We start from the raw sequence: 23816 nt of genomic DNA, 5'->3' as shown, positions 1-23816 counted from the left end.
GGCGGTAGCTTTCCGTTATCCTTGCCATTCCCTAACTCTGCCCTCCTGCAGTGGCCGATCCTCACCCTGAACGCTCGCCCGCCGAACGCGAAGACAAGCGCAGCTTTTTCCAGAAGCTCGTCGAATTCATCAACCCCGGGCCCGACTCGCGCGACGAGCTGATCGAAACGCTTGCCGACGCCGAGGACAACGACGTCATCGGTGCCGAGTCGCGCGTGATGCTCGAAGGCGTGCTTCGCATGGCCGACATGACGGCCGGGGATGTGATGGTGGCTGCGCCCCGGATGGACCTCGTCAACATCGACGCGCCGTACGACGCGCTGCTGCATCTGGTCATCGACACGGCGCACTCGCGCTTTCCGGTCTATGAGGGCGAGAAGGAAAACATCATCGGCATCCTTCTGGCGAAGGACCTTCTCAAGCTCCAGCGTGCACCGGGCCTGAACATCCGTGCGCTGCTGCGTCCCGCGACCTTCGTGCCCGAGAGCAAGGGTTTGAACGATCTGCTTCGCGAGTTCCGCGGCAATCGCAACCATCTTGCCGTCGTGATCGACGAATTTGGTCGCGTGGCCGGCCTGATCACGATCGAGGACGTGCTCGAGCAGATCGTCGGCGAGATCGAGGACGAGTTCGATATTCCGGAAGACGAGGGCGACATCTTCGGCCTTGCGGATCACACCTACCGGGTGTCCGGCGACACACCGATCGAGCGCGTGGCGGAAGCCTTCGGCATCACCTTCGACGACGAGACGCAGAGCGAGGACTTCGACACGATCGGCGGACTGATCGCCCACGAGATGGGCCACGTGCCCAAACGTGGCGAGCACTACGCGCTCGGCACCTTCGATTTCGTCGTCCTGCACACGAAGGGTGGCGCAGTGCGCTGGTTCAAGGTCTCGCCCAAGCGCGGCGAAGACGCGGCCGATTGAAAACGCTGGTTCGCGCGCTGGGCTTCGGGCTTGCGGGGCTCGCCCAGGCTGCCTCCATTGCTGCGCCGTGGGACGGCCAGCCGCTGTGGTGGCTTCAGCTGATCTCGCTGGCTGCGCTGGTGTGGCAACTGGATGCACTGCGTCCCGCCGCCGGCAAGGACATCCCGTGGCGCAACGGCGCGGGTTACGGCTGGGTGTTCACGACCGCCTGGCTTTGCGGCACCTTCTGGTGGCTCTTCATTTCGATGCACACCTATGGCGGACTGGCAGCGCCGCTTGCCGCGACGGCTGTGTTCGCTCTTTCGGCCGCGTTGGCGCTGTACTACGTCCTGGCGTGCGCCTTGTTCGTGGCCTTCGCTCCGAAAAATTCCTTGGGTGCCGCTGCATTCTTCGCAGCAATGTGGACCCTCGCGGAGCTGTTGCGCGGCAGTTGGTTCACCGGCTTTCCATGGGGCGCCGGCGGCTATGCACACGTCGACGGGCCGCTCGCTGTCTATGCGCCCTGGATCGGCGTGTACGGCATTGGGGCTGTCGCGGCCGGCATCGCCGCGTTGACGGCATTGGCCTTCCGCCGCGCACGAGGGCGGTCTTTCGCCGTGGCAACCGGGATTGCGCTGGTCCTGCTTTGCGTACCGGCGCTCATCAACGCAGTGCGCGGTGAGCCAGCCGATGATGCGGCCCGCTCGCATGGGCGCCTGAGGATTGCGCTGCTTCAGGGCAACATTCCTCAAGACGAAAAATTCATCCCCGGCGGCGGTGTCGCGACGGCCTTGCGTTGGTACGGCGATCAATTGCAGCACTCCACGGCGCCGCTGGTGATCACGCCCGAAACCGCGCTCCCGCTGTTGCCGTCGCAAATGCCGCCGGGTTACCTGGAGGCGATCGCGTCACGTTATGCGAGTGGCAACCAGGCGGCCATCGTGGGACTCCCATTGGGCGACGGCAACGTGTACAGCAATTCGGTGATCGGCTTTCGCCCCGGCGAAGCGAAGCCCTATCGCTACGACAAGCATCACCTCGTGCCCTTTGGCGAGTTCATCCCCGGCTTGTTCCGCTGGTTCACGAACATGATGAACATTCCCTTGGGCGACTTCCAAAGCGGCGGGCTCGCACAGGCTTCTTTCGTGTGGCAGGGCCAGCGCATCGCGCCCAACATCTGCTACGAGGATTTGTTCGGTGACGAGATCGGCGCGAACTTCCGCAACGAAGCCGGTGCACCCACCATCCTGCTCAACGTGAGCAACATCGCATGGTTCGGCGATTCGATCGCGATCGACCAGCACTTGGCGATTTCCCGCATGCGGGCGCTCGAATTCCAGCGGCCGATGGTGCGGGCGACCAACACGGGCGCTACGGCTGTCATCGACCATCGCGGCCGCGTGACGCACCAGTTGCCGCGGTTGACCCGCGGCGTGCTGGAGGCCGAAGTCGAAGGCCGCGTCGGCATCACGCCCTACGCCTTCTGGGTGTCCCGCTTCGGACTCTGGCCGCTTTGGGGTCTTGCGCTGCTGGTCACCGTCGCGACACTGGTCTTGCGCCGCCGCGGCCAGGTGCATGACGTCAAGGCTTGACGGGCCAGTCGCGCAGCTTCCCCGGATTCAGCAGGCCCTGCGGGTCGAAGCGCTTCTTCATCTCGATGATCTCCGGCGGCAAGGCGCCGCCAGCCTTTCCATCCTCGACGATGAAGACGTGCGGGTTGTTGATGCGCACGCCGCGCTCGCGGTGCATGCGAATGATTTCATCGAGCCGCTCTTCCGTCGTGAAGCGCACGAGCTGCAGTGCGCTGCAGGTGATCCGCCCGTCGAGTCCGCGCAGGAACTCCACATGCATCAGCACTTCGCCGGCGAACAACTGCTCCATCGCGGTGATCTGCTGCACGTGCTGGCCGGGGACGAAGCTGCTCTGCAGGTAAGTCAGCGTCTTGTCGACCTTGAGCGCATGCAGCGTGGTGTGATTCCACGTGAACTCCATCAGCGTGCGATTGCTCTTTCGCACTTCCTCCGCGGTCTTTCGGTAGCTCATCGTGCCGCCGTGCGACGCCACCAGTTCCTGCAGCGTTTCCTCCGACGATTCGGCCACCAGTGACAGTACTGCGTGGCAACCCTTCGGCAGATGCTCGGCGAGTTGTGCGAGATGGTCGGGTACGGGGCTCGCAAAGAAGGCCACTTCTCGTTTGACGATGCCCGGCGCATGTGCGAGTGCATCCGCGAAGTTCAGCGCCTTGTTGAACGAATCGAAGACCACGAGGGTTTCGAGCCAAGGATGAGCCGGCGCGAGCGCCACTTCGAGTTCGAGTACCAGTCCATTGGTGCCCCACAGGTGGTGCATGTGCATGGCCTCGGCCCCGCGCAACTCGATGATCCGAGGATCGGGCTCGATCGTCATCGCGCGCAGCCCCATCACATTGCCCGGAGCGCCCAGCGGCCCGTAGTTGATCGAGCCCACGCCGCCAAAGCCACCACCGAACAGGCCGCCGAGTGTCGCGCTGCGATAGGTCGAGGGCATGCAGCGCAGTTCCTGCCCGGCGGCCTTGGTGAGTTTCTCGAGTTCGCCGAGCCGTATGCCGGCTTGCGCTCGCGCGACGCCCGGCTGCACCCATTGCACGGCGTTGTAGCTCGTCATGTCGAGCACCACGCCGCCGGCAAGCGGCGTGGTCTGCCCGTAGTTGCCGGTGCCGCTGCCACGGATGGTGATCGGCACGCCAAGGCGGGCGCAGGCGCTCACCAGTGCGCGGATTTCATCCTCGGTTCGCGGACGCACGACGGCATCCGCCCGCTTGTCTTTGAGTTGCCGATTGAGCACGGGGCTGAACCAGGCGAAGTCCTGCGACAGCCGCGCGATGCGGCCGGGGTCGGTGATCCAGTCCAGTCCGGGGAGTTCGAGGTGCAGTCGCTCGATCGGGGTCATGGGGGCATTCATCGAGAGTCAATCCTGGGAAAGTTCGCTGGCGTGCCAGGAGCCGAGCGCCAGTTTGGTGAGCCACGCCATCAGCACGAAGAGCACGACGCCGGTCAATGAAATCAACAGCAATGCGGCGAACATGCGCGGGATGTTGAGCTGGAAGCCCGACTGCAGGATCTGGTAAGCCAGCCCGGCGCCCTGTCCCCCCGTGCCCGCGACGAACTCCGCCACCACGGCGCCGATCAGCGCAAGGCCGCTGGAGATCCGCAGGCCGCCGAAGAAGTACGGCAGCGCGCTCGGGATGCGAAGCCGCACCAGTTGCTGCCAGCGCGTGGCATGGTTCAGCTTGAAGTAGCTCTGCAGATCGGGCTCGATGCTGCGCAGGCCGAGCGTGGTGTTGCTGATGATGGGAAACAGGGCCACCAGCGCCGCGCACACCACCATGGCGGCTGTCGGGTTCTTGACCCAGATGATGATGAGTGGCGCCACCGCGACGATCGGCGTCACCTGCAAAAGCACCGCGTACGGAAAGAGGGCGGTCTCGATCAACTTGCTCTGCACGAAGAGGAAGGAGATCAACACACCCGCGATCGTCGCCACTGCGAAGGACAGCACCGTGATCTTGAGCGTGACCAGCAGCGCCATGCCCAGCGGCACCCAGTCGGTGATCAGCGTTTGCATCATCAGATAGGGCGATGGCACCAGGTAGGGCGGCAGTTCCATCGCGGTGACCAGACCTTGCCAGATGGCGACCAGCACCATCCCGACCAGCAGGGGGTAAGCGACGCGCTGGACGCGCGGCCGTTCCAGGAGCGGCATTCGCTTCACGCGTGGCTCGATCGGGGCCTGTGGGATGGGGCGCGTCCTTGCGGCCGTCGGACTCGTGGGGGCGAGCGCGCTCATGCAACCACCCCGTCGGTTGCGCTGCTCGCCCGCAGCAGACTGTCCTGCAACTTCTTGGCGTAGCGGCTGAATTGCGGCGAGACCATGAAGTCGGCGGTGCGCGGATAGGGCTCGGCGATCTGGAATTCCTCCACCACGCGGCCGGGCCGGGCCGCCATCATGATCACGCGGGACGAGAGAAACACCGCCTCGTGGATCGAGTGCGTGACGAAGATCACCGTCAGCTTCTTCTCGCGCCACAGGTCGAGCAACTCGGCATCGAGCTTGTGGCGCGTGATTTCGTCGAGCGCGCCGAAGGGCTCGTCCATCAACAGCAGATCGGGCTGGGTCACCAGGCCGCGAGCGATCGATACGCGCATCTGCATGCCGCCGGACAGCGCACGCGGCAATGCGGAGGCGAACTTGTCCAGCCCCACCAGTTCGAGCGCTTCCGCGACCCGTGAATCGGCCTCTTTCCGAGGCACGCCGGCCAGGTCGAGCGGCAGCCGCACATTGGTGCGCACGCTGGCCCACGGCATCAGCGTGGGCGACTGGAACACGAAGGCCATCCGGCGGCCGCTCTCGTCGATCTGCGCCACCGGCTTGCGCCAGACACGCAGTCGGCCGTCCGTCGGGTCCAGCATTCCGGCCACCATCTTCAGCAGCGTGCTCTTGCCGCAGCCCGACGGGCCGAGCAGAGTGACGAATTCGCCTTCAGCGATGGTCAGATCCACAGGGAGCAACGCTTGCGTGCCGTTCGGATAAGTCTTCTCGGCCGACAACACTTCGACCGCCGGGATTGCAGAAGTAGGTCGCAGCGGCAGCGTGTAGTCGGCGGATTCGTATTGAGTCATCAGAGCCTTTCGAGGGAGGCCGAGGCCTCCGGTGTTTCAGGGCAGAACCTTCGCGTCCTTCACGAACTCGGTGGTGTAGGTCTTGGCGATGTCAACCTTGGCGGGATCGAGCAGCTTGGCCGTGACCAGGAAGTCGTAGCTCGCCTTGGTGCGTGCATCGGTGATCACGCCGATGCCTTGCGTCGCCGCGTCGCCGCCGGTCACCATGCCCATCTCCTTGAGCTTGGCCACGCTGTAGGCCAGCTGGTCGTCGGTCATGTTGGGGTTGTCTTTCTTGATCAACGCGTTGGCCGGCGCCGGATCGTTGAGATAGCTCTTCCAGCCCTCGGCCGATGCCTTCACGAACGCTGCGACCTGCTTGCCGCGTTCCTTGACCGTCTTGTCCATGCACGACACGGTGGTCGCATAGGACGGGAAGCCAAAGTCGCTGAACATCAGCACCGTGCTCTTCACTCCCGCCTTCTGGATCGCATAGGGCTCGGAGGTGAGGTAGCCCTGCTGCGCCGCGTTCTTGTCGGCGACGAAGGGCTGGATGTTGAAGGTGTAGGGCCGCGTCTGTTCGTCGGTGAAGCCGAACTTCGCCTTCAGCCAAGGCCAGTAGCCGCGATTGGCCTGCGCACCGATCAGCAGCGTCTTGCCCTTGAGGTCCTCGAACTTCTTGACGTCGTCGTGCGCGATCAGCACCTGCGGATCCTTCTGGAAGAAGGCCGCGACGTTGACCACCGGCACGCCGCCTTCGCGCACCTGCATCATCTGGATGTCGCTCGATCCCATGATGCAGTCGGCCTGGCCGGCCGCCATCATCTGGGTGATGTTGACCTGCGGGCCGCCCATCTTGATCGTCACGTCCAGGCCGTACTTCTTGTAGATGCCCTGCGCGACCGCTTGGTAGAAGCCGCCATGTTCGGCCTGCGCGTACCAGTTGGTCATGTAGATGAACTTGTCCTCCGCGTGGGCGGGAGCGGTCGCGGCGACGGCGAGCGCGGCTGCTGCGGCAAGACGGCCGAGAAGTGGAGCGAAGTGTTGGCGCATGGTGAATACCTTGGGATGGAGAAAATTGGAAATTGCGGCGGACCGATGCAAGGAGCGCGCCTCAGTCCGTGACGCCGGAGAGGGCCTGTCGCGTCTGGATGAAACCCTGTTCGTGGCCGCGTCCCCAGGTGGGTTCGTCGCGCACGACCCAGCGCAGCGCGAACAGCTCGGTCAGCGCCTGAACCCAGCTGTCGGCCAAGGTGTCGAGGATCTCCTCGCCCTGTTCGCGCGTGGCGCTGGTGGGGTCGCCGATCACGCCGCTGGGACCGAAGTCGCGCGCGGTCCAGGCGCAGGCCGGCCGGCCGTCGGGCGATAGCAGCTTGATCGGGAAGGGCGGCGGAAAGTTGGCGGCGGCATATTCCATGTGCACCGTATCGGGCGCGAGCGCGAGCATCAGCGCGGTCTCGGAGTGGCCGGCGTGCATGGCGAGGCGCTTTTCCTGTTCGCTGACCTGCTTGCTTGCCGCGCTCGGCAGGCGCGACACGCCATGCGGCACGACGACAAAATCGCCATGCCGCAGCCGCAGTTCGCGCGCCGCCATTTCAAGCACCTGCGGCTGGCCCCCGTGTCCATTGGCGAAGAGCAGCTTGCGAAAGCCCGAGCGGTAGACGGACTCGCCGATCTCGATCACTGTCGACAGCAGCGTCGTGCCGGTCAGCGTCATCGTGCCGGGGAAGTGCAGGTGCTCTTCCGACTTGCCATAGGTGATGGTCGGCAATGCAAAGGCTCGTACTTCGGGCGGAAGTCGTTCGAGCGCCTTGCCCATCACGCCGGAGGAGATGACGCTGTCGACCGAGCAAGGCAGGTGCGGTCCGTGCTGCTCGATCGCGCCGCAGGGCAGCACGATCACGGTGTTTTCACGATCGGGCAGCGCGTCGATTTCGGTCCAGCTCAGGTAGGGCAGGAAGCGATGGGGCGGGATGTAGCCGTGGAGCATGGTGAGGTCCTGTGAATGGGGAGGCGATCAGGCAAAGCGCGCCATCGCACGTCCGACGCGGTGCATGAAGCGCTTCAGTTGGGGCTCGGTCGCCACGTTCATGTGGTAGTGGGCGTGGTAGTCGACGCGCGCCTGCTTGCCGGTCAGGCGGCGCATGTAGCGCGTCACGATCTTGCGTGGCGGGTCGCCCATGTACCAGGCGACCCAGCGTGGGCGGCCGTAGGTGACGACGGCGGAGATGCGCTGGATGTGGGTCAGCATCGGCTTCACGTCAGCCGGGTCGCTCAGGTCGAAGGCCACGCCGGGCATGAAGAGGCGGTCGAAGTAGCCCTTGAGCATGGCCGGCAGCCCGAAGCACCAGGTCGGAAAGCAGAACACGATGGCCTCGGCCCACTGGAGCCGCTCGATGTAGGGCTTCAACGGGATCTGGTTGCTCGGCACGTCGTGGTAGCCGAGGCGCTCTTCCCGCGAGAGCACCGGATCGAAGCCCTCGGCATAGAGGTCGCAGTCGTCCACCTCATGGCCGGCGGCCCGCAGGTTGTGCAGCACCTCCTGGTGCAGCGCCGCATGGAAGCTGGTTTCGACAGGATGGCAATAGACGACGAGCACTCGCATGGTGTGTTGACCGCTTAATCAGAGCAAGTGGTCAGGTTATGCAAGCGACGTGCCAAAGCCTCCGCACCAAAAGCGGGAAGAATCCTTTCTCATGCGGCGCTAAGCGAGTCCTCAGAGGGCGGTAATTGGCGCGCCCTAGAGTGAAACGTCGTCACTCAAGGAGACTCTCATGAAGGTTCATATCGTTACCCTGTGCGCCGCCGCCGTGCCGGCGCTCGTGTTGGCCTCGTTCGCGCATGCAGGCGGGTACGCCGATCCCGACTATCCGCAGATGTCGCACTCGACCATGTCGCGCGATGCGGTGGCGGCAGACGCAGTGCGGGCCAACACCGGCGTTCATCCGACCGAGGTGCTCGAATCGCAGGCGGCGCCGCCAGTGGCCGGCGCCGACCGCAATCAGGTTCAAGCCGAGGCCACCCGCGCCAACACTGGCGTTCATCCGACCGAAGTCCTCGAATCGCAGGTGGCGCCTCCCGTCGCTTCAGCGAACCCGCCAAGCGCTTCGACCGCGAGCGGCGAGTGAGCCGCGGGGCCGAATCCTTCGACGGCTACGGGGTCCTGATGCCGCAGCCGTGGGTCACGAAGGCGACCAGTTCGCGCGCGATCGGCTCGCGGTCTATCTGCGCGTCGGACGGCAGGCCCAGCATGACGCGCGTCTGCAGCGCGTAGTCGGCATAGCTCTGGGTCATGGCCCAGATGTGCATCAGGAGCAGCCGCGCATCCAGCGGCCGCATCAGCCCGCGCGCGATCCAGCCGTTGATGATGTCTACTTTCTTCTGCGTCCAGGCCCGTGCGTTGGGCCAGTAGCGCTCCAGGTTGTGGCCGCCGTCGAGCACCTCGCGCGTGAAGATGCGCGAGATTTCCGGGTTGTCGAAGGCGTGGTCGAGCTTCTTGCGGATGTAGTCGCCCAGCACCGCACCGGGGTCGCCCGAACGGTCCTCGAAGGAGAAGACCACTTTCCAGTCGTGCAGGACCTGCATCAGCAGCTCTTCGTACAACTCTTCCTTGCCGGGGATGTAGTAGTGCAGTTGGGGCTTGGTCAGCCCGGCGCGCGCCGCGATCGCCTGCGTTGACGTGCCCTTGAGCCCGTGCAGGCTGAATTCGGCGATGGCCGCCGCGCGGATCGCCGCCATGATGCGTTCGCGCCCCGGACGTGCCCGCGCCCGTGCCCGCGACAGCGGGCCGTTCGGCGCCGGCATCTGGTCGGTCACGGAAATGGAGGAGTCGGTCGTCATCGCTTGAATCGAGAGATGTCGCCGTTGATGGTAGCGCTTGCCCGAATCCGGTCCCCGTCGCATGCTTCGTGACGCCCGCATGACGGCATGCGTGCTTGGCATCGAGCGAGTGTGCCGTTGGGGCGCGGTTTCGATATCGTCTCGCCGCTTCACAGCACAACCATCAAAAGGAGCTCCTATGTACTTCGCCTCCCGATTTCGTGCTTTCGCGGGCGCGGCTGCGCTGCTCGCTGCCAGCGCCATCGCGCATGCGCAGACGGCCTTGCCCAACGTCGTCGTCCTTGCGACCGGCGGCACCATCGCCGGCGCCGGTGCATCGGCTGTCAACAGCGCCACCTACGCGGCTGCCAAGGTGCCCGTTGACAAGCTTCTCGCCGGCTTGCCCGAGCTCTCCAAGGTGGCCAACGTGCGCGGCGAACAGGTGTTCCAGATCGCGTCCGAAAGCCTGACCAACGACAACCTGCTGACCCTCGCCAAGCGCGTCTCCGCGCTGTCGAAGCAGGCCGACGTCGACGGGATCGTGATCACGCACGGCACCGACACGATCGAGGAAACCGCCTTCTTCCTGACACTCACGGTGCATACGCCCAAGCCCATCGTCGTGGTCGGGTCGATGCGTCCCGGCACCGCCCTGTCGGCCGATGGCGCGCTGAACCTGTTCGATGCCGTGAATGTGGCGGCCAGCAAGGATGCCGCCGGCAAAGGCGTGCTTGTGGTGATGAACGACGAGATTCACACCGGGCGCGACGTCAACAAGACAGTCAACATCAAGACCGAAGCCTTCAAGAGCCAATGGGGTGCGCTGGGGATGATCGTCGAGGGCCGCAACTACTGGTTCCGCGCGCCGGTGAAGCGCCACACGATGCAATCGGAGTTCGACATCGACCAGATCACCGCGCTGCCGGCGGTCGACATCGCCTATGGCTACCAGAACGTGCCGACGACGGCCGTCGACGCATTGGCCAAGAGCGGCATCAAGGCCCTGGTCTATGCCGGCACCGGCAATGGATCGGTGGCGGACCGCAACGTGGCCAACCTGCAGAAGGTGCGCAGCGACGGCATCATCGTGATCCGCAGCTCGCGCGTGCCGGACGGCTTCGTGATCCGCAATGCCGAGCAGCCCGACGACAAGTACGACTGGGTCGTGGCGCACGACCTGCGTCCGGGGAAGGCCCGGATTCTTGCGATGGTCGCCCTGACCAAGACGAGCGACACCAAGGAGCTGCAGCGGATCTTCTGGGAGTATTGATACACCCCCAGGTTGGCTCACTTCGTGTAGCCGCCCACCCCCTTGCAGGGGGCAATACCGGCGGACCGGCGGAGCCGGATCCGCGGTATTTCTGGCATCTCGTTGGAACGCCTGGCAGCCATGCGTTCGGAGGGGCTGGCAACCCTAAAATGGCCCGTTCGTCGGGCCGGGGTACTTCTCCGGCCGGCCATTGGGCTCACCATGCTGACTTTCCAACAAATCATTCTCAAGCTCCAGGCCTATTGGGCCGACCAGGGTTGCGCGCTGCTCCAGCCGTACGACATGGAGGTCGGCGCGGGCACTTCGCATACCGCCACCTTTCTTCGCGCGCTCGGGCCGGAACCCTGGAAGGCCGCCTATGTGCAGCCGAGCCGCCGGCCCAAGGACGGCCGCTATGGCGAGAACCCGAACCGTCTTCAGCACTACTACCAATACCAGGTGGTGCTGAAGCCGGCGCCAAGCAACATCCTGGAGTTGTACCTGGGCTCGCTCGAAGCCCTGGGCTTCGACCTCAAGAAGAACGACATCCGCTTCGTCGAGGACGATTGGGAAAACCCCACGCTCGGCGCCTGGGGGCTGGGCTGGGAGGTCTGGCTCAACGGCATGGAGGTGACGCAGTTCACCTACTTCCAGCAGGTCGGCGGCATCGACTGCCGGCCGATCACCGGTGAGATCACCTACGGGCTCGAACGCCTCGCGATGTACCTGCAGGGCGTGGACAACGTCTACAACCTGACCTGGACCGACGGCCTCAGCTACGGCGATGTCTACAAGCAGAACGAAGTCGAGCAGTCGACCTACAACTTCGAGCACAGCGACGCCGACTTCCTCTTCACCGCCTTCGCTGCGCACGAGAAGCAGGCCAAGCACCTGATGGAACAGAAGCTCGCGCTGCCGGCGTACGAGCAGGTGCTCAAGGCAGCCCACAGCTTCAACCTGCTGGACGCGCGCGGCGCAATCAGCGTGACCGAACGCGCGGCCTACATCGGCCGCATCCGCAATCTCGCGCGCAGCGTCGCGCAGAGCTACTACGAAAGCCGCGAGCGGCTCGGGTTCCCCATGGCGCCGCGCGAGTGGGTCGCACAGATCTCGAAGAAGGCGGCCTGAGCGATGACCACAAAGAACAACCTGCTCGTCGAACTCTTCGTCGAGGAACTTCCCCCCAAGGCGCTCAGGAAACTGGGCGATGCCTTCGCGACCGTGCTGCGCGATCAACTGGTGGCTGCAGGGCTGGCCGATGCCGGTTCGGTGCTCACGGCCTACGCGTCGCCGCGGCGGCTTGCGGCGCACTTGACGAACGTCCTCTCGCAGGCGGCAGACAAGGCGGTTTCGCAGAAGCTCATGCCCGTCGCCGTGGGCCTCGATGCAGCGGGAAATGCCACGCCCGCGCTTCTCAAGCGGCTCGCAGCGCTCGGCGCCGACGCGAGCGCCGTGCCCGAACTCCGCCGTGCCATGGATGGCAAGGCGGAAGCGCTCTTCTTCGAGAGCACCGCCAAGGGCGCGACCCTTGCCGAGGGCCTGCAGAAGGCACTGGCCGAGGCCATCGCCAAGCTGCCGATCCCGAAGGTCATGAGCTATCAGCTCGAAACCAGCTGCGAGCTCCCTGGCTGGACCAGTGTGAGCTTCGTGCGTCCGGCGCACGGTCTGGTGGCGCTGCATGGCGACGCCGTCGTGCCGGTCGAGGCGCTGGGGTTGAAGGCCGGACGTGAAACCCACGGCCACCGGTTCGAAGCGACCGTCGATCCGATCGCACTGCGCGATGCCAACAGCTACGCCGAACAGTTGATGGATGACGGCGCCGTCATCCCGGGTTTCGAGGCACGTCGTTTCGAGATTGCGCGTCAGCTCGCCGAAGCGGCGGTAAAGGTCGGTGGCGGCACGCAGCCGATTCACGACGACGCGCTACTCGACGAAGTCACTGCGCTGGTCGAACGGCCGAATGTGCTGGTGTGCGAGTTCGAGCGCGAGTTCCTCGATGTGCCGCAGGAGTGCCTCATCCTCACGATGAAGGCCAACCAGAAGTACTTCCCGCTGCTCGATGCCTCGGGCCGCCTGACCAACAAGTTCCTGGTCGTCAGCAACATCCGCCCCGATGATGCGAGCGCAGTGATCGGCGGCAACGAGCGCGTGGTGCGCCCGCGCCTCGCCGACGCCAAGTTCTTCTTTGACCAGGACCGCAAGAAGTCGCTGGCCTCGCGCGTCGAGTCGCTGGCCAAGGTGGTCTATCACAACAAGCTCGGCACGCAGGGCGAACGTGTGGAGCGCGTGATGCGCATCGCGCGCGCTCTCGCGGAGCGCCTCGGCGACGCCACGCTGGCGCGGCAAGCCACCCAGGCCGCGCAGTTGGCCAAGGCCGATCTGGTGACCGACATGGTCGGCGAGTTTCCGGAACTGCAGGGGATCATGGGACGCTACTATGCGCTGCACGACGGTCTCGATGCCGCAGTGGCCGATGCCATCGAAGACCACTACAGGCCGCGCTTCGCCGGCGACGAGTTGCCGCGCAACATGGTCGGCGTGGTCGTCGCGCTGGCCGACAAGCTCGAAACCCTGGTCGGCATGTTCGGCATCGGCAACCTGCCGACCGGCGACCGCGACCCCTTCGCGCTGCGCCGCCATGCCTTGGGCGTGATCCGGATGCTGACCGAACGCGGTTTGGCGCTCGAACTCCGCGTCGTGTTGATCGAAGCCTTTGCCGCGTTCGGCGGCCCGAAAGCCGGAGATATTGCGCTGATCGATCCGACCGACGCGCTCGAAGCCTTCATCTACGACCGCCTCGCCGGCAGCCTGCGCGAGCAGGGCGCCAGCGCGCAGGAGGTCGAAGCCGTGCTCGCACCGCGCCCCCAGCGCCTCGGCGAAGTGCCGAAGCTGCTCGCCGCCGTGCGCGCCTTTGCCGCACTGCCCGAAGCGCCCGCGCTGGCCGCCGCCAACAAGCGTATCGGCAACATCCTCAAGAAGTCGCCCGAAGCCGATGCCCACGTGAGCGAACTGCTCCTTCAGGAGCCGGCCGAAAAGGCATTGCACGCCGCGATGCAGCGCGTGGTGCCGACGGCCAATGCCCAGTTCGACCAGGGCGACTACACCGCGTCGCTGCAGACCCTGGCCGCACTGCGCGATCCGGTCGACGCCTTCTTCGACGGTGTGATGGTGAATGCCGAACAATCCGACCTGCGGCTCAACCGCCTCGGCCTCTTGATGCTGCTGCACGGTGCGATGAACCGCGTAGCGCAGCTCGAGCGGCTCGCGGCCTGAAGCGGATCATCATGAAACTCGTCATCCTCGATCGCAATGGCAGCCTCAATGTGCATCGCGAGGACTTCGTGAAGAGCGACATCGAATGGACGCCGTTGCCCGGCGCGCTTGAAGCGGTCGCTCGACTCAACCACGCAGGCTGGCACGTCGTGATCGCGTCGAACCAGTCCGGCCTTGGGCGCGGGCTGTTCGACGTCGTGTCGCTCAACGCGATGCACGCCAAGATGCACAAGATGCTCGCGGCCGTCGGGGGGCGCGTGGACGCGGTGTTCTATTGCCCGCACAGCCCCGACGAGAACTGCGAGTGCCGCAAGCCCAAGCCGGGCCTGTTCCACCAGATCGGCGAGCGCTACGGCGTCGACCTGGCCCAGGTGCCGACCGCCGGCGACAGCTTGCGCGACCTTCAGGCCGGCGCGGCCGCAGGGTGCGAACCGCACCTGCTGCTGACCGGCATGGGCGCCGCCTGCCGCGGCGTGCCGTTGCCGCCCGAATATCCATCCAACACGCGCGTCCACGAAGATCTCCCGGCCTTTGTCGATTTCCTGCTGGACCGCGAAGAAAAAGCCGCCCTGAAGCTGGCCATCTGATGTCCCTGATCCGATCCGTGATCCACGCACTGTGGATGCTAGTCACCGTGATTCCCTGGGGAATCATCATGTGCGTCAGCTCACTCTGGAAGCGCGGTATCCCGTTGTACTGGATGGCCGTGCGCTGGCTCAACTGGGCCATCGGCGGCGCGCGCGTGCTGCTCGGCATCCGCACCCGCGTCACCGGCATGGAGAACCTGCCCACCGACAAGCTGGCAGGCGCCGTGCTCCTGGTCAAGCACCAGTCGACCTACGAGACCTTCCTGATGCCGACGCTGATGCCACACCCGCTGGCCTTCGTGTTCAAGAGGGAACTGATCTACGTGCCCTTCTTCGGCTGGGCCATGGCGCGACTCGACATGATCCATATCGACCGCAGCCAGCACAAGCAGGCCTTCAACAAGGTCGTCGCGCAGGGACGCAAGCTCCTCGAACAGGGCATCTGGATCATCATGTTCCCGGAGGGAACGCGCATTCCGCGCGGCCAGAAGGGCAACTACAAGACCGGCGGAACGCGGCTGGCCTGCGAGACCGGCGTGCCCGTGATCCCCGTCGCCGTGACCTCGGCCAAGGTCTGGCCGCGCAAGGCATTCATCAAGCGTCCCGGTGTGGTCGATGTGTCGATCGGGCCGGCCATCTCGAGCGTTGGACGGCGTCCCGACGAGTTGATGCGCGAGGTCGAAGCCTGGATCGAAGGCGAAATGCGCCGGCTCGATCCGGAGGCCTATGCCCCCGTACCCGTGGCGGCGTCGACCACGGTCTGATCCTGGCTGATCCCGACATGCGCGCTCTGTTGCAGTTCACGCTGGATCTCTTCGACGTTCCCGCCGTCGAGCCGCCGCGCGCACCTCAGGTCGACGCACCGGCGCCCGGCCCTCAGCGGCCCCCTATTCCGCTGGCCGACGCGCTGAGCCCCGCGCAGTTCGTTCATCCCCGCGCCTCGCGCGAGTTGCTGCTGGGCAATGCACGCGTGGCGTTCGAGTTCACACGCGGCAAGCGTCGCACCATTGGCTTCGTGGTGGGCGCCGAGGGCTTGTCGGTGCGTGCGCCGCGCTGGGTGGCATTGCGTGACGTCGACGCCGCGGTGGTCGAGAAATCCGACTGGATCCTGCGCAAGCTGGCCGAAACCCAGCAGCGCCAGGAGCGCCTCGAAGCGGCGCGCATCGAGTGGAAGGACGGTGTCACCTTTCCCTTCCTGGGCGAGCAGGTGGTGGTGCGGCTCGATCCGCATCATGCGTTCGACGGCATCGGCGCGGTGCTCGACGCGGTAGCGGACGATGGGCCGCGCACGCTCCGCATAGCCCTTGCCCACAACGCGACACCTGCGCAGATCCGCGATGCCGCGCAAGCGTGGCTCATGCGGCAGGCGCGGCGCCTCTTCATCGAGCGGCTCGACCACTTCGCGCCGCGCCTCGGCGTGCGGTGGAACAAGCTCTCGTTGTCGAACGCGTCTACGCGCTGGGGCAGTGCGAGTGCCGACGGCGCCATCCGGCTGCACTGGCGGCTGGTGCATTTCCGGATGCCGGTGATCGATTACGTCGTCGCGCACGAACTGAGCCATCTGCGCGTGATGGACCACAGCCCGCGCTTCTGGGGAACCGTCGAAAGCGTGGTGCCCGACTACGAGGTGCTGCGTAAGCAACTCAAGGAAGAGCCGGTCCCGCGCTGGTGAATGCGCTTCAAACGGCTTGAGCCGGCACACGTTCCGTGGCGAGCAATGCGATGGTCGCCTTGGTGGCCTGCTTGGACAGCACGGCGAGATGGTCCTCGGCTTTGCCAGTAAGCCTGCCTTCAACTGGCCCAGTTCGTCGGGGCGCAGCGTGATCTGACCGCGAAGCTTCGTTGCCCAGTCTGCTGCACAATTGCAGCCGCCCGAGGGCGAGCCTAACCAATGGAGACAAACAGAGATGAAAGTACGCAAGCCGTTGTTCTTTTCAGCGATCGCCGCCATGCTGCTGGCCGGCGGTGTCGCGTCCGCACACGCAGAGGATCTCCTCGATACGGTCAAGCAGGCCGGTGTCTTGAAGATCGCACTGGAAGGTACGTATCCACCGTTTGACTCCCGCAATAGCGAAGGCGAGCTCGTGGGCTACGACGTCGATGTGGCGAAAGCGGTCGCCGCACGGCTCGGCGTGAAACCGCAGTTCATCACGACCGAATGGAGCGGGATCCTTGCCGGCCTGCAAGCCGGCAAGTTCGACGTGATCGTCAACCAGGTCGGGATCACGCCAGCGCGCAAGGAAGCCCTCGACTTCAGCAAGCCGTACACCTACTCCGCCGCGCAACTGATCCAGCGTGCGGACGACAAGAACGACTATGGCGCGCCGGGCGCGTTGCAGGGCAAACGGATCGGCGTCACGCTCGGCACCAACTTCGCCGATCTCGCGAAAACGCTGCAGGGCGTCGAGGTGAAGACGTACCCTGGCGCACCCGAAAAGCTGCGCGACCTCGCGGCGGGCCGCAACGACGTCAGCATGGATGACCGGCTGATGCTGCCGTATCTGATCAAGCAATCGAATCTGCCGCTGCGGACGGGCGCGACGATCAAGGGCGGCGAGACGCAGATGGGCATCCCGTTCCGCAAGGGCAATCCGAAGTTCGCAAAGGCGCTAGACGACGCGCTCGACTCGCTGCGCCAGGATGGCACGCTGAAGAAGATCTCGATGCAGTGGTTCGGCATCGACGTCACGACCCCCAACACGTAGTAGCGTCCCCGATTCGCGGGCGCGTCGGCGGGCATTCCGCCGCCGACGTGTCCTGCAATGGTCTGGAGTCCATTCATGGAAGCGTTCCATCTGGTCGTACGCTCGCTCCCGGTCCTCGCGACGGGAGCAGTGCTCACGATGAAATTCGCAGTCGCATCGATGGTGCTGGGGTTGCTCCTCGGCCTCGTGGTCGCAATCACGCGCATCGGGAATAACCGGGTGCTATCCGCGGTCGCGCAAGGCTATGTCAGCCTGATGCGCGGCACGCCATTGCTCGTGCAGATGTTCGTCATCTACTACGGACTGCCCGACATCGGCATTGCACTCGAACCGACGTCGGCCGGTATTCTCACGCTGACCCTCAACGCCGGCGCGTATCTGTCCGAGAGCATGCGCGGCGCGATCCTTGGTATCGGCCCCGGCCAGTGGGCGGCTTCGCACAGCCTCGGCCTCACCCACATTCAGACCCTGCGCTACATCGTCTGTCCGCAAGCGCTGCGTCTCGCCGTTCCGAGCCTTGGGAATACGCTGATCAGCCTGATCAAGGATACGTCGCTCGTCTCCGTCATTACCGTGACGGAGCTGCTGCGTTCGACGCAGGAAATCATCGCAGCAACATTCCGTCCGCTTCCGCTATACCTCGCGGCCGCAGCAATCTACTGGGTGTTGAGCACGCTGCTGTCGCGGCTTCAGGTACACGTCGAAAGGCGCGTCGCGCTGCCGTCGACGCGCTGAGCATCCGTCGTCGACCGGCTGAACGCGTGAAGGAATTGAACAGGCATGGAAACGAATTTACTCACTGCCAAGCTCGACGCCGTCGACCGCTTGAGATTGATCGACGCACCGACGCCGCTGCAGCGCCTGCGACGTCTCTCTGCCCATGTGGGCCGTGACATCTACGTCAAGCGTGACGATTTCACGCCGCTGGCCATGGGTGGCAACAAGCTGCGCAAGCTCGAATACCTTGTCGCCGACGCGATCCGCCAAAAGGCGGACGTGCTCGTGACCGCCGGGGCCGTGCAGTCGAATCATGTACGGCAGACGGCGGCGGTCGCGGCGCACCTCGGGATGGAGTGCATGGCCCTGCTCGAAAATCCGATCGATACTGCCCGCGATGACTACTTGCAGAATGGAAATCGGCTTCTCATGGATCTGTTCCGCGTTCGCGTGCAGGAAGTCGACCGCCTCGACGATGCGGACAGGCAACTGCGTGACGCGGCGCGCCGTCTGAGTGACGAAGGCCGCCGCCCGTACGTGATTCCCATCGGTGGTTCCAATGCGCTCGGCGCGCTGGGCTACGTGCGGGCCGGCATCGAGCTGGCGCAGCAGATTCGCACCTTGGGGTTGGACGCTTCGGCCGTCGTTCTCGCGTCCGCAAGCGCGGGTACGCATGCGGGCATGGCGTTGGCGCTTGCGTACACGATGCCTTCGACTGCCGTGATTGGGGTCACCGTATCGCGAACCGACACCGAACAGCGCCCGAAGGTGGCGAGCCTTGTCGATCGCACGAGCGAGTTGCTCAACGTCGAGGTGCCGGCAGCGTTGCGTATCGATCTGTGGGACGAGTACTTCGCGCCACGCTACGGAGAGCCCAATCGCGGCGGCATGGACGCGGTGCGTCTTGCGGCAGCAACAGAAGGGCTGCTATTGGATCCCGTCTACACCGGCAAGGCGATGGCCGGCCTGCTCGACGGCATTGCCCGTGGCCGCATCGAAGGTGACAGCCCGGTGGTGTTCCTGCACACAGGGGGAGCTCCGGCACTGTTTGCCTATCGCGACGCGTGCGTCGGCAAGCAATAAGCGTTGTGCGCCGCAGAGCTGCGCAAACGGAGGTCGGACCAGGACCGCCCATGACGACACCCATCTTCCGGCAGGCTGTTCCTTCGGACACCATGCGCTGCTATCAAATCGAAAGCTCGGCCTACGAAGGGGACGAAGCTGCCACGCGGGAGAAGATCGCCACGCGAATCGCGCAATACCCCCAGGGCTTTCTGATCATGGAACTGGCGGGGGAAGTTATCGGTTTCATCAATAGTGGATGCGCGCACGAAGTCGTGATGTCCGACGAATCCTTCAAGGAACTGATCGGGCACGACGCACAGGCGCCTCACGTGGTGATCATGTCGGTGGTGATCGACCCTGCCCATCAGAGCAAGGGATATTCGACGTCGATGATGCGTACTTTCGTCGAGCAAATGAGGCGGATGGGCAAGAAGGCCATCCACCTGATGTGCAAGGACCAGCATGTCGAGTTGTACACGCGGCTCGGATACCGCTACGTCAAGCCTTCGGATTCCGAGCACGGCGGAATGGCTTGGCACGAAATGGTGATGGAACTCTAGGAGCCGACGACCCAGGCGGCCCACCGATGCCCCCTCAGCGCGCGTGCGTCACCCCGCCATCCACGATCAGCGTCGACCCCATCACATAGTCCCCCGCACGCGAGGCCAGGTAGATCGCCGCACCCGCCATGTCTTCCGGTTCGCCGATCCGGCCCGCCGGAATCCGCGCCTTGACTTCATCGCCATGGTCGCGCGCATCCTTGTTCATGCTGGATGCGAAGGCGCCCGGAGCGATGGCGCTGACCACGATGCGATCCTGCGCCAGACGCAGCGCCATCCGGCGCGTCAGCTGGATCAGTCCCGCCTTGCTCGCCGCATACGAGTATGTCTCCTGCGGATTCACCGAGATGCCGTCGATGGACGCAATGTTGATCACCTTGGCGAGATGGTCCGTCGCGGCTTTCCTGAGCATCGGCGTCAGCGCCTTGGTCAGGAAGAAGGGCGTCTTCAGGTTGAGGTCGACGACCTTGTCCCAACCGCTTTCGGGGAACTCGTCGTACGGGGCGCCCCATGCGGCGCCCGCGTTGTTGACCAGGATGTCGAGCGAGCCTTCGTGCTTGGCATAGGCGTCGACCAGGGCTTGCGCGCCTTCGAGCGTGGACACGTCGGCCGGCAGCGAAACGCAATGGCCGAAGGCTGAGAGTTCCTTGGCGGTCTGATTGCAGGCGTCGGCCTTGCGGGCCGAGATGTAGACGCGGGCGCCTTGCGCCAGGAAGCCTTCGGCGATCATGCGGCCGATGCCGCGCGAGCCGCCGGTGATGAGGGCAGTGCGGCCCTTGAGCGAGAAAAGTTGGGTCGTGTCCATGTAGCGTGTCTCCTGGATTTCCGGCGCGGGCGCCGCTCTGAAGCTGCCTCGCAAGGCAGCCGCCTTCTGCAAGCTTAGTGCGCCGTGTCGCCGAGCGGCGTCACATTGGCGCCAGCGGCAGTGCGAGCGATCGGGGACTCGTGAAGCTGCGCTCGACGCCGTTGACCGGGTCGCGAAAGCGAAGCGCCTTGGCCAGAAGTTGCAAGGGCCGGTCGAAATCGTCGCTGCCCTCGGGGAGCAACACGGGATAGATGGCGTCGTTCAGGATCGGCATGCCGAGCGCGGCGCAATGCACGCGCAACTGGTGCCTGCGTCCCGTGACGGGTGAGAGGCCAAGGTGCGCCCAGGCGTCACCAGTTCCCAGCACCTCGATGCGGGTCTCGGCGTTGGGCTCGCCCGGGATCTCTCTCATGCGCATGAAATGAGCGTCCGGCGCAAGGCGGCTGCGATGCACGGCCGGCGGCATGCGGTCGCCGGTCCGGTGCACGATCGCTTCGTACTGCTTGGTGATCGCCCGATCGGTGAACAGTGCGCTGTAGGCGCCACGGGTCGCGCGCCGCACCGAGAACAGCACGATCCCGGCCGTTTCGCGGTCGATGCGGTGAAGGGGTGCGAGATCCTCGATGCCCAGCTTGCGTTTCAGGCGCACGAGCAGGCTTTCCTGCACGTACTTGCCGACCGGCGTGACGGGCAGGAAATGAGGTTTGTCGACGGCCAGGAGGTGCTCGTCCTGGAACAGGATGCGCTCTTCGAACGGGATGCGGGGCTCCGCTTCGAGGCTGCGGTAGTAGTAGACGCGCAGCCGGGGCTCGTAGGGCCGCGTCTCGGTGACGAGCGCGCCGTGTTCGTCGACCACCTCGCCGGCCTGGATGCGGGCTTCCCATGTCGCACGCGGAATCGCCGCGAAGCGCTGCAGCAGGAAAGCCGCGATCGTCGGCCAGTCGCCGGTCGGAAGGGCGACGCAACTTGGGCCGACGCCGTCTCGCATGGGCAACGGCAAGGTGTGCATCGCGAGCGCGCGCTCAGTGGCCGGTCGGCCCGGCGACGGCCAGGGCGGCAGCCATTTTGGAAAAGGCCGGGCGCGCCATGACCTCGGTGTCCATGCAGCGCGATTGAAGGTCGGCAAGGAGTGCGACGGTGGCGTCCTCGTCCGGCGTTGTGGGCACGCAATGCGCCAGCAACTCTTCGAGCAGACAGCCGAAGGCGCGCGCCTCGATACGTTGCAGCGCATCGGCTCGCGCGTTGTCGTCACCCGGCAGGAAGGATGCCGCGCCGAAATCACCCAGCATGGCGTCGCCCTCGCCGTTCCACAGGATGTTGTGGGCGTACAGGTCGCCATGGAGGATGCCGCGCGCATGCAGCTGGGCCACGACGGACGCGATGCCGCTGGCCATGCGCGAGGCAGTGGGAACAGGCCAACGCGCGCCGTCTGCGTAGACGTCGCGCGTGCACGACGCAAGGCTGGGCGGACCGGCCAGATTGCCGAAACCGGCATCCACCAGCTTCAACACAAGGCCGGGTGTCGCCTCGGGGTGGTCTTGAACGCGGCCGAGCACCGCGATCAGGTTGGGATGCGTGCCGGCCGCGATGCAGGCGGCCATCTCGCTGTGGGGCCAGCCGTCGCTGGTCACCGCGCCCTTGAAGAGCTTCACTGCAACCGGTCGCGCGCTGCCATCCGGCTGACGCCATTCCGCCTGATGGATCACGCCGGAAGCGCCTTCGCCCAGCTTGTGCTGCATCGAGAGCTGGCGCCACTCGATCGATGCGGTCGGGTGCGCTTCGAGCACCGTCGCTTCCGGCCCTTCGTCGAAGGGATTGCCCGCGAAAGCGAGCCATGAGAGGCGCGGCAGCGAGAGCAGCCACGCGGGCAGGGCGTCGAGCTCGTTGGCGGAGATCCGTACCAACTCCAGCGCGCGACAGGCCGCCATTTCGGGCGGCAGGGCGCGCAGGCGATTGCCGGCGAGCAACAGCTTCTGCAACTGCGTGCAGCGGCCGAGTTCGGGAGGCAATGCTTCGATCTGGTTGTTCGTCAGGATCAGCCAGCGCAATTCGGCCGGCAGCGAGGCCGCCGGCACGTCGCGGATGTCGTTCGAGCGAAACGCGACCATGCTGAGTCGAGGGCACCGGCCGAGGGCTTCCGGAAGCGCGGTGAATCGGTTGTCGGAGCAGAACAGCACCCGCAGGCCGTGCAGCCGATGCAGGTCGTCGGGCAGGGCGGTGAGTGCATTGCCCGAAAGGTCCAGCACTTCCAGCGTGTCCGCCAGATCGAAGATTTCGCGCGGAAATTCCGAGAGACCGCAGCTGAGTTTCAGCCGCCGCGACCCGGCCAACTGGCCCGTGCGCAGTTGGCTCAGGGTGTTCATGCGAACGCGCCGAACCGGTAGATCCCGTCCTCGCCGCGCCGGCGCTGCACCTGGCCCGAGAACCACAGCAGATGCAGGTGGGCGACCGTCTCGCCCATTGCGAAGGTCATCTGGTGCAGGTCGAGCGCGCGCTTGAAGAGGATCGGCAGGCCGTCGGCGCCGCTGTGGGGTTTGGCAACGCAGGCTTCGAGCAGTTCGGCGAGTCGGTCGCGATGGTGCTCCTTGAGCTGCTCGACGCGACGGTGGATGCCGGTGAACGGCTTGCCGTGCGAAGGCAGGCCCAGCGTGTCCTCCGGCAAGGTCTTGAAGCGCTCGATGCTGTCGAGGAAGAGCCGCAGCGGATTGGCCTCGGGCTCGCCGGCGTGCACGCTCACGTTCGTCGAAATGCGCGGCAGCATCATGTCGCCACCGAGCAAGGCGTTGAGTTCCTCGCAGTACAGCGCAATGTGCTCCGGCGCGTGGCCATAGCCGCTGATGCAACGCCAGCCGCGGCCGCCGATCCGGATGACGTCGCCGTCCATCATGCGGACGAAGTTCTCGGGCACCGCGGGCACCATGTTGGCGTAGTAGTTGCTGCGTGCGCGAATCTTGGCAATCGCTTCCGGGTCGGTGAGACCATGCGTTGCGAAGAAGTCCGCGGCCGCGTCGCCGCCGGCCAGTGTGTCGCCGGCGGAGGTGAGCACGCGCGCGACGTGGTAGTCGGTCGAGCTGATCCACAGCGGCGCATTCCAGCGCTTGCACAGCCAGTCGGCCAGGCCGATGTGGTCGGGGTGCATGTGGGTCACGATCACGCGCAGGATCGGCAGGCCCTGCAGCTGTGTTTCGAAGATCTGTTCCCACTGCTTTCGCGACGCCTCGTGGGAAATGCAGCAGTCGACCACCGTCCAGCCCTCGACGCCGTCGATCGTGTCGCGCAGCAGCCAGAGGTTGATGTGATCGAGTGCGAAGGGCAGCGCCATGCGGATCCAGCGCACGCCGGGAGCGACTTCAAGCGCCTCCCCGGGGGCCGGCAATGTGTCGCCGTGGGGGTAATGGAGTTCGCGTTCGAGGAGGTTCATGTACGATTGACGTTAACGTAAACGTCATGGCAAGGAGCCACCATTGTAGGCAGTGCCGCTTCAACCTGCT

The 23816-nt window shown here is 65.2% G+C and carries 24 protein-coding genes; 13 read left to right on the top strand and 11 right to left on the bottom strand.

Going from position 1 to position 23816, the window contains the following annotated elements:
* Positions 1-50: 50 nt before the first annotated feature.
* Positions 51-929, top strand: a complete 879-nt coding sequence (locus tag AC1DHL_RS13165) for an HlyC/CorC family transporter (RefSeq protein WP_478104737.1) — start codon at positions 51-53, stop codon at positions 927-929.
* Positions 926-2500, top strand: coding sequence for an apolipoprotein N-acyltransferase (lnt, locus tag AC1DHL_RS13160; RefSeq protein WP_478162242.1), 1575 nt, complete (start codon positions 926-928; stop codon positions 2498-2500). Before AC1DHL_RS13165 ends, lnt begins: the two co-directional genes overlap by 4 nt.
* Here lnt and AC1DHL_RS13155 read toward each other — a convergent pair.
* The 6 genes from AC1DHL_RS13155 to AC1DHL_RS13130 all read right to left on the bottom strand — a co-directional run bounded on the left by AC1DHL_RS13155 (position 2490) and on the right by AC1DHL_RS13130 (position 8150).
* Positions 2490-3848, bottom strand: a complete 1359-nt coding sequence (locus AC1DHL_RS13155; protein WP_478162241.1) for an FAD-binding oxidoreductase — start codon at positions 3846-3848, stop codon at positions 2490-2492. The two genes, lnt and AC1DHL_RS13155, sit on opposite strands and share 11 nt — an antisense overlap.
* A gap of 6 nt (positions 3849-3854) precedes the next feature.
* A complete protein-coding gene (locus tag AC1DHL_RS13150; protein ID WP_478104754.1) occupies positions 3855-4649 on the bottom strand; it encodes an ABC transporter permease in 795 nt (264 codons plus the stop codon).
* Positions 4650-4729: 80 nt separating this feature from the next.
* Positions 4730-5566: an ABC transporter ATP-binding protein gene (locus AC1DHL_RS13145; protein ID WP_478162240.1), complete on the bottom strand. Its 837-nt coding sequence runs from the start codon at positions 5564-5566 to the stop codon at positions 4730-4732.
* 36 nt (positions 5567-5602) lie between these two features.
* Positions 5603-6598, bottom strand: a complete 996-nt coding sequence (locus tag AC1DHL_RS13140) for an ABC transporter substrate-binding protein (RefSeq protein WP_478162239.1) — start codon at positions 6596-6598, stop codon at positions 5603-5605.
* Positions 6599-6659: 61 nt separating this feature from the next.
* On the bottom strand, positions 6660-7535 hold the full coding sequence (locus AC1DHL_RS13135; protein WP_478162238.1) for a creatininase family protein: 876 nt from the start codon (positions 7533-7535) through the stop codon (positions 6660-6662).
* A gap of 27 nt (positions 7536-7562) precedes the next feature.
* Positions 7563-8150, bottom strand: coding sequence for an NAD(P)H-dependent oxidoreductase (locus AC1DHL_RS13130; protein WP_478162237.1), 588 nt, complete (start codon positions 8148-8150; stop codon positions 7563-7565).
* A gap of 169 nt (positions 8151-8319) precedes the next feature.
* Between AC1DHL_RS13130 and AC1DHL_RS13125 the strand changes: the two genes are divergently transcribed.
* On the top strand, positions 8320-8673 hold the full coding sequence (locus AC1DHL_RS13125) for a hypothetical protein (protein ID WP_478104728.1): 354 nt from the start codon (positions 8320-8322) through the stop codon (positions 8671-8673).
* Between the two features lie 25 nt (positions 8674-8698).
* On the opposite strand, the gene AC1DHL_RS13120 is transcribed toward AC1DHL_RS13125, so the two are convergent.
* The gene (locus tag AC1DHL_RS13120; protein ID WP_478104726.1) at positions 8699-9385 is read right to left on the bottom strand and encodes a TetR family transcriptional regulator C-terminal domain-containing protein; all 687 of its coding nucleotides are present in this window, start codon (positions 9383-9385) and stop codon (positions 8699-8701) included.
* A gap of 178 nt (positions 9386-9563) precedes the next feature.
* On the opposite strand from AC1DHL_RS13120, the gene AC1DHL_RS13115 reads away from it, so the two are divergent.
* From AC1DHL_RS13115 to AC1DHL_RS13070, 10 genes are all read left to right on the top strand, one after another.
* A complete protein-coding gene (locus tag AC1DHL_RS13115; protein WP_478104725.1) occupies positions 9564-10634 on the top strand; it encodes an asparaginase in 1071 nt (356 codons plus the stop codon).
* A gap of 201 nt (positions 10635-10835) precedes the next feature.
* Positions 10836-11741 carry a glycine--tRNA ligase subunit alpha gene (gene glyQ / locus AC1DHL_RS13110; RefSeq protein WP_478104724.1) on the top strand — a complete coding sequence of 302 codons (906 nt, stop codon included), beginning with the start codon at positions 10836-10838 and terminating at the stop codon, positions 11739-11741.
* Positions 11742-11744: 3 nt separating this feature from the next.
* Positions 11745-13886: a glycine--tRNA ligase subunit beta gene (gene glyS / locus AC1DHL_RS13105; protein ID WP_478162236.1), complete on the top strand. Its 2142-nt coding sequence runs from the start codon at positions 11745-11747 to the stop codon at positions 13884-13886.
* Positions 13887-13897: 11 nt separating this feature from the next.
* The gene (gmhB, locus tag AC1DHL_RS13100; RefSeq protein WP_478104721.1) at positions 13898-14473 is read left to right on the top strand and encodes a D-glycero-beta-D-manno-heptose 1,7-bisphosphate 7-phosphatase; all 576 of its coding nucleotides are present in this window, start codon (positions 13898-13900) and stop codon (positions 14471-14473) included.
* The gene (locus tag AC1DHL_RS13095; protein ID WP_478162235.1) at positions 14473-15237 is read left to right on the top strand and encodes a lysophospholipid acyltransferase family protein; all 765 of its coding nucleotides are present in this window, start codon (positions 14473-14475) and stop codon (positions 15235-15237) included. Before gmhB ends, AC1DHL_RS13095 begins: the two co-directional genes overlap by 1 nt.
* A gap of 17 nt (positions 15238-15254) precedes the next feature.
* The gene (locus AC1DHL_RS13090) at positions 15255-16145 is read left to right on the top strand and encodes a M48 family metallopeptidase (protein ID WP_478162234.1); all 891 of its coding nucleotides are present in this window, start codon (positions 15255-15257) and stop codon (positions 16143-16145) included.
* A 235-nt stretch (positions 16146-16380) separates the two neighbouring features.
* Positions 16381-17178, top strand: coding sequence for a transporter substrate-binding domain-containing protein (locus AC1DHL_RS13085; protein WP_478104715.1), 798 nt, complete (start codon positions 16381-16383; stop codon positions 17176-17178).
* A 75-nt stretch (positions 17179-17253) separates the two neighbouring features.
* Positions 17254-17913 (top strand): amino acid ABC transporter permease, encoded by a 660-nt coding sequence (locus AC1DHL_RS13080; protein ID WP_478104714.1) that lies wholly within the window; start codon positions 17254-17256, stop codon positions 17911-17913.
* Positions 17914-17958: 45 nt separating this feature from the next.
* Complete coding sequence (locus AC1DHL_RS13075; protein ID WP_478104713.1) at positions 17959-18978, top strand: D-cysteine desulfhydrase; 1020 nt, start codon at positions 17959-17961, stop codon at positions 18976-18978.
* A gap of 50 nt (positions 18979-19028) precedes the next feature.
* Positions 19029-19520: a GNAT family N-acetyltransferase gene (locus AC1DHL_RS13070; RefSeq protein ID WP_478104712.1), complete on the top strand. Its 492-nt coding sequence runs from the start codon at positions 19029-19031 to the stop codon at positions 19518-19520.
* Positions 19521-19554: 34 nt separating this feature from the next.
* Here the strand turns inward: AC1DHL_RS13070 and AC1DHL_RS13065 are convergent, their stop codons facing one another.
* From AC1DHL_RS13065 to AC1DHL_RS13050, 4 genes are all read right to left on the bottom strand, one after another.
* Positions 19555-20325, bottom strand: a complete 771-nt coding sequence (locus tag AC1DHL_RS13065; protein WP_478104710.1) for an SDR family oxidoreductase — start codon at positions 20323-20325, stop codon at positions 19555-19557.
* A 100-nt stretch (positions 20326-20425) separates the two neighbouring features.
* Positions 20426-21313 carry a pseudouridine synthase gene (locus AC1DHL_RS13060; RefSeq protein WP_478162233.1) on the bottom strand — a complete coding sequence of 296 codons (888 nt, stop codon included), beginning with the start codon at positions 21311-21313 and terminating at the stop codon, positions 20426-20428.
* Positions 21314-21347: 34 nt separating this feature from the next.
* Entirely contained in the window at positions 21348-22688 is a 1341-nt protein-coding gene (locus AC1DHL_RS13055; RefSeq protein WP_478162232.1) for a leucine-rich repeat-containing protein kinase family protein, read from the bottom strand.
* Positions 22685-23746, bottom strand: a complete 1062-nt coding sequence (locus tag AC1DHL_RS13050) for an MBL fold metallo-hydrolase (RefSeq protein WP_478162231.1) — start codon at positions 23744-23746, stop codon at positions 22685-22687. The genes AC1DHL_RS13055 and AC1DHL_RS13050 overlap by 4 nt, the downstream gene beginning before the upstream one ends.
* Between the last annotated feature and the right edge of the window lie 70 nt (positions 23747-23816).

Source organism: Variovorax sp. 10L426, assembly GCF_056395305.1.
Note: the sequence above shows the minus strand (reverse complement) of the source record. Positions and strands in the feature narration are given on the sequence as shown.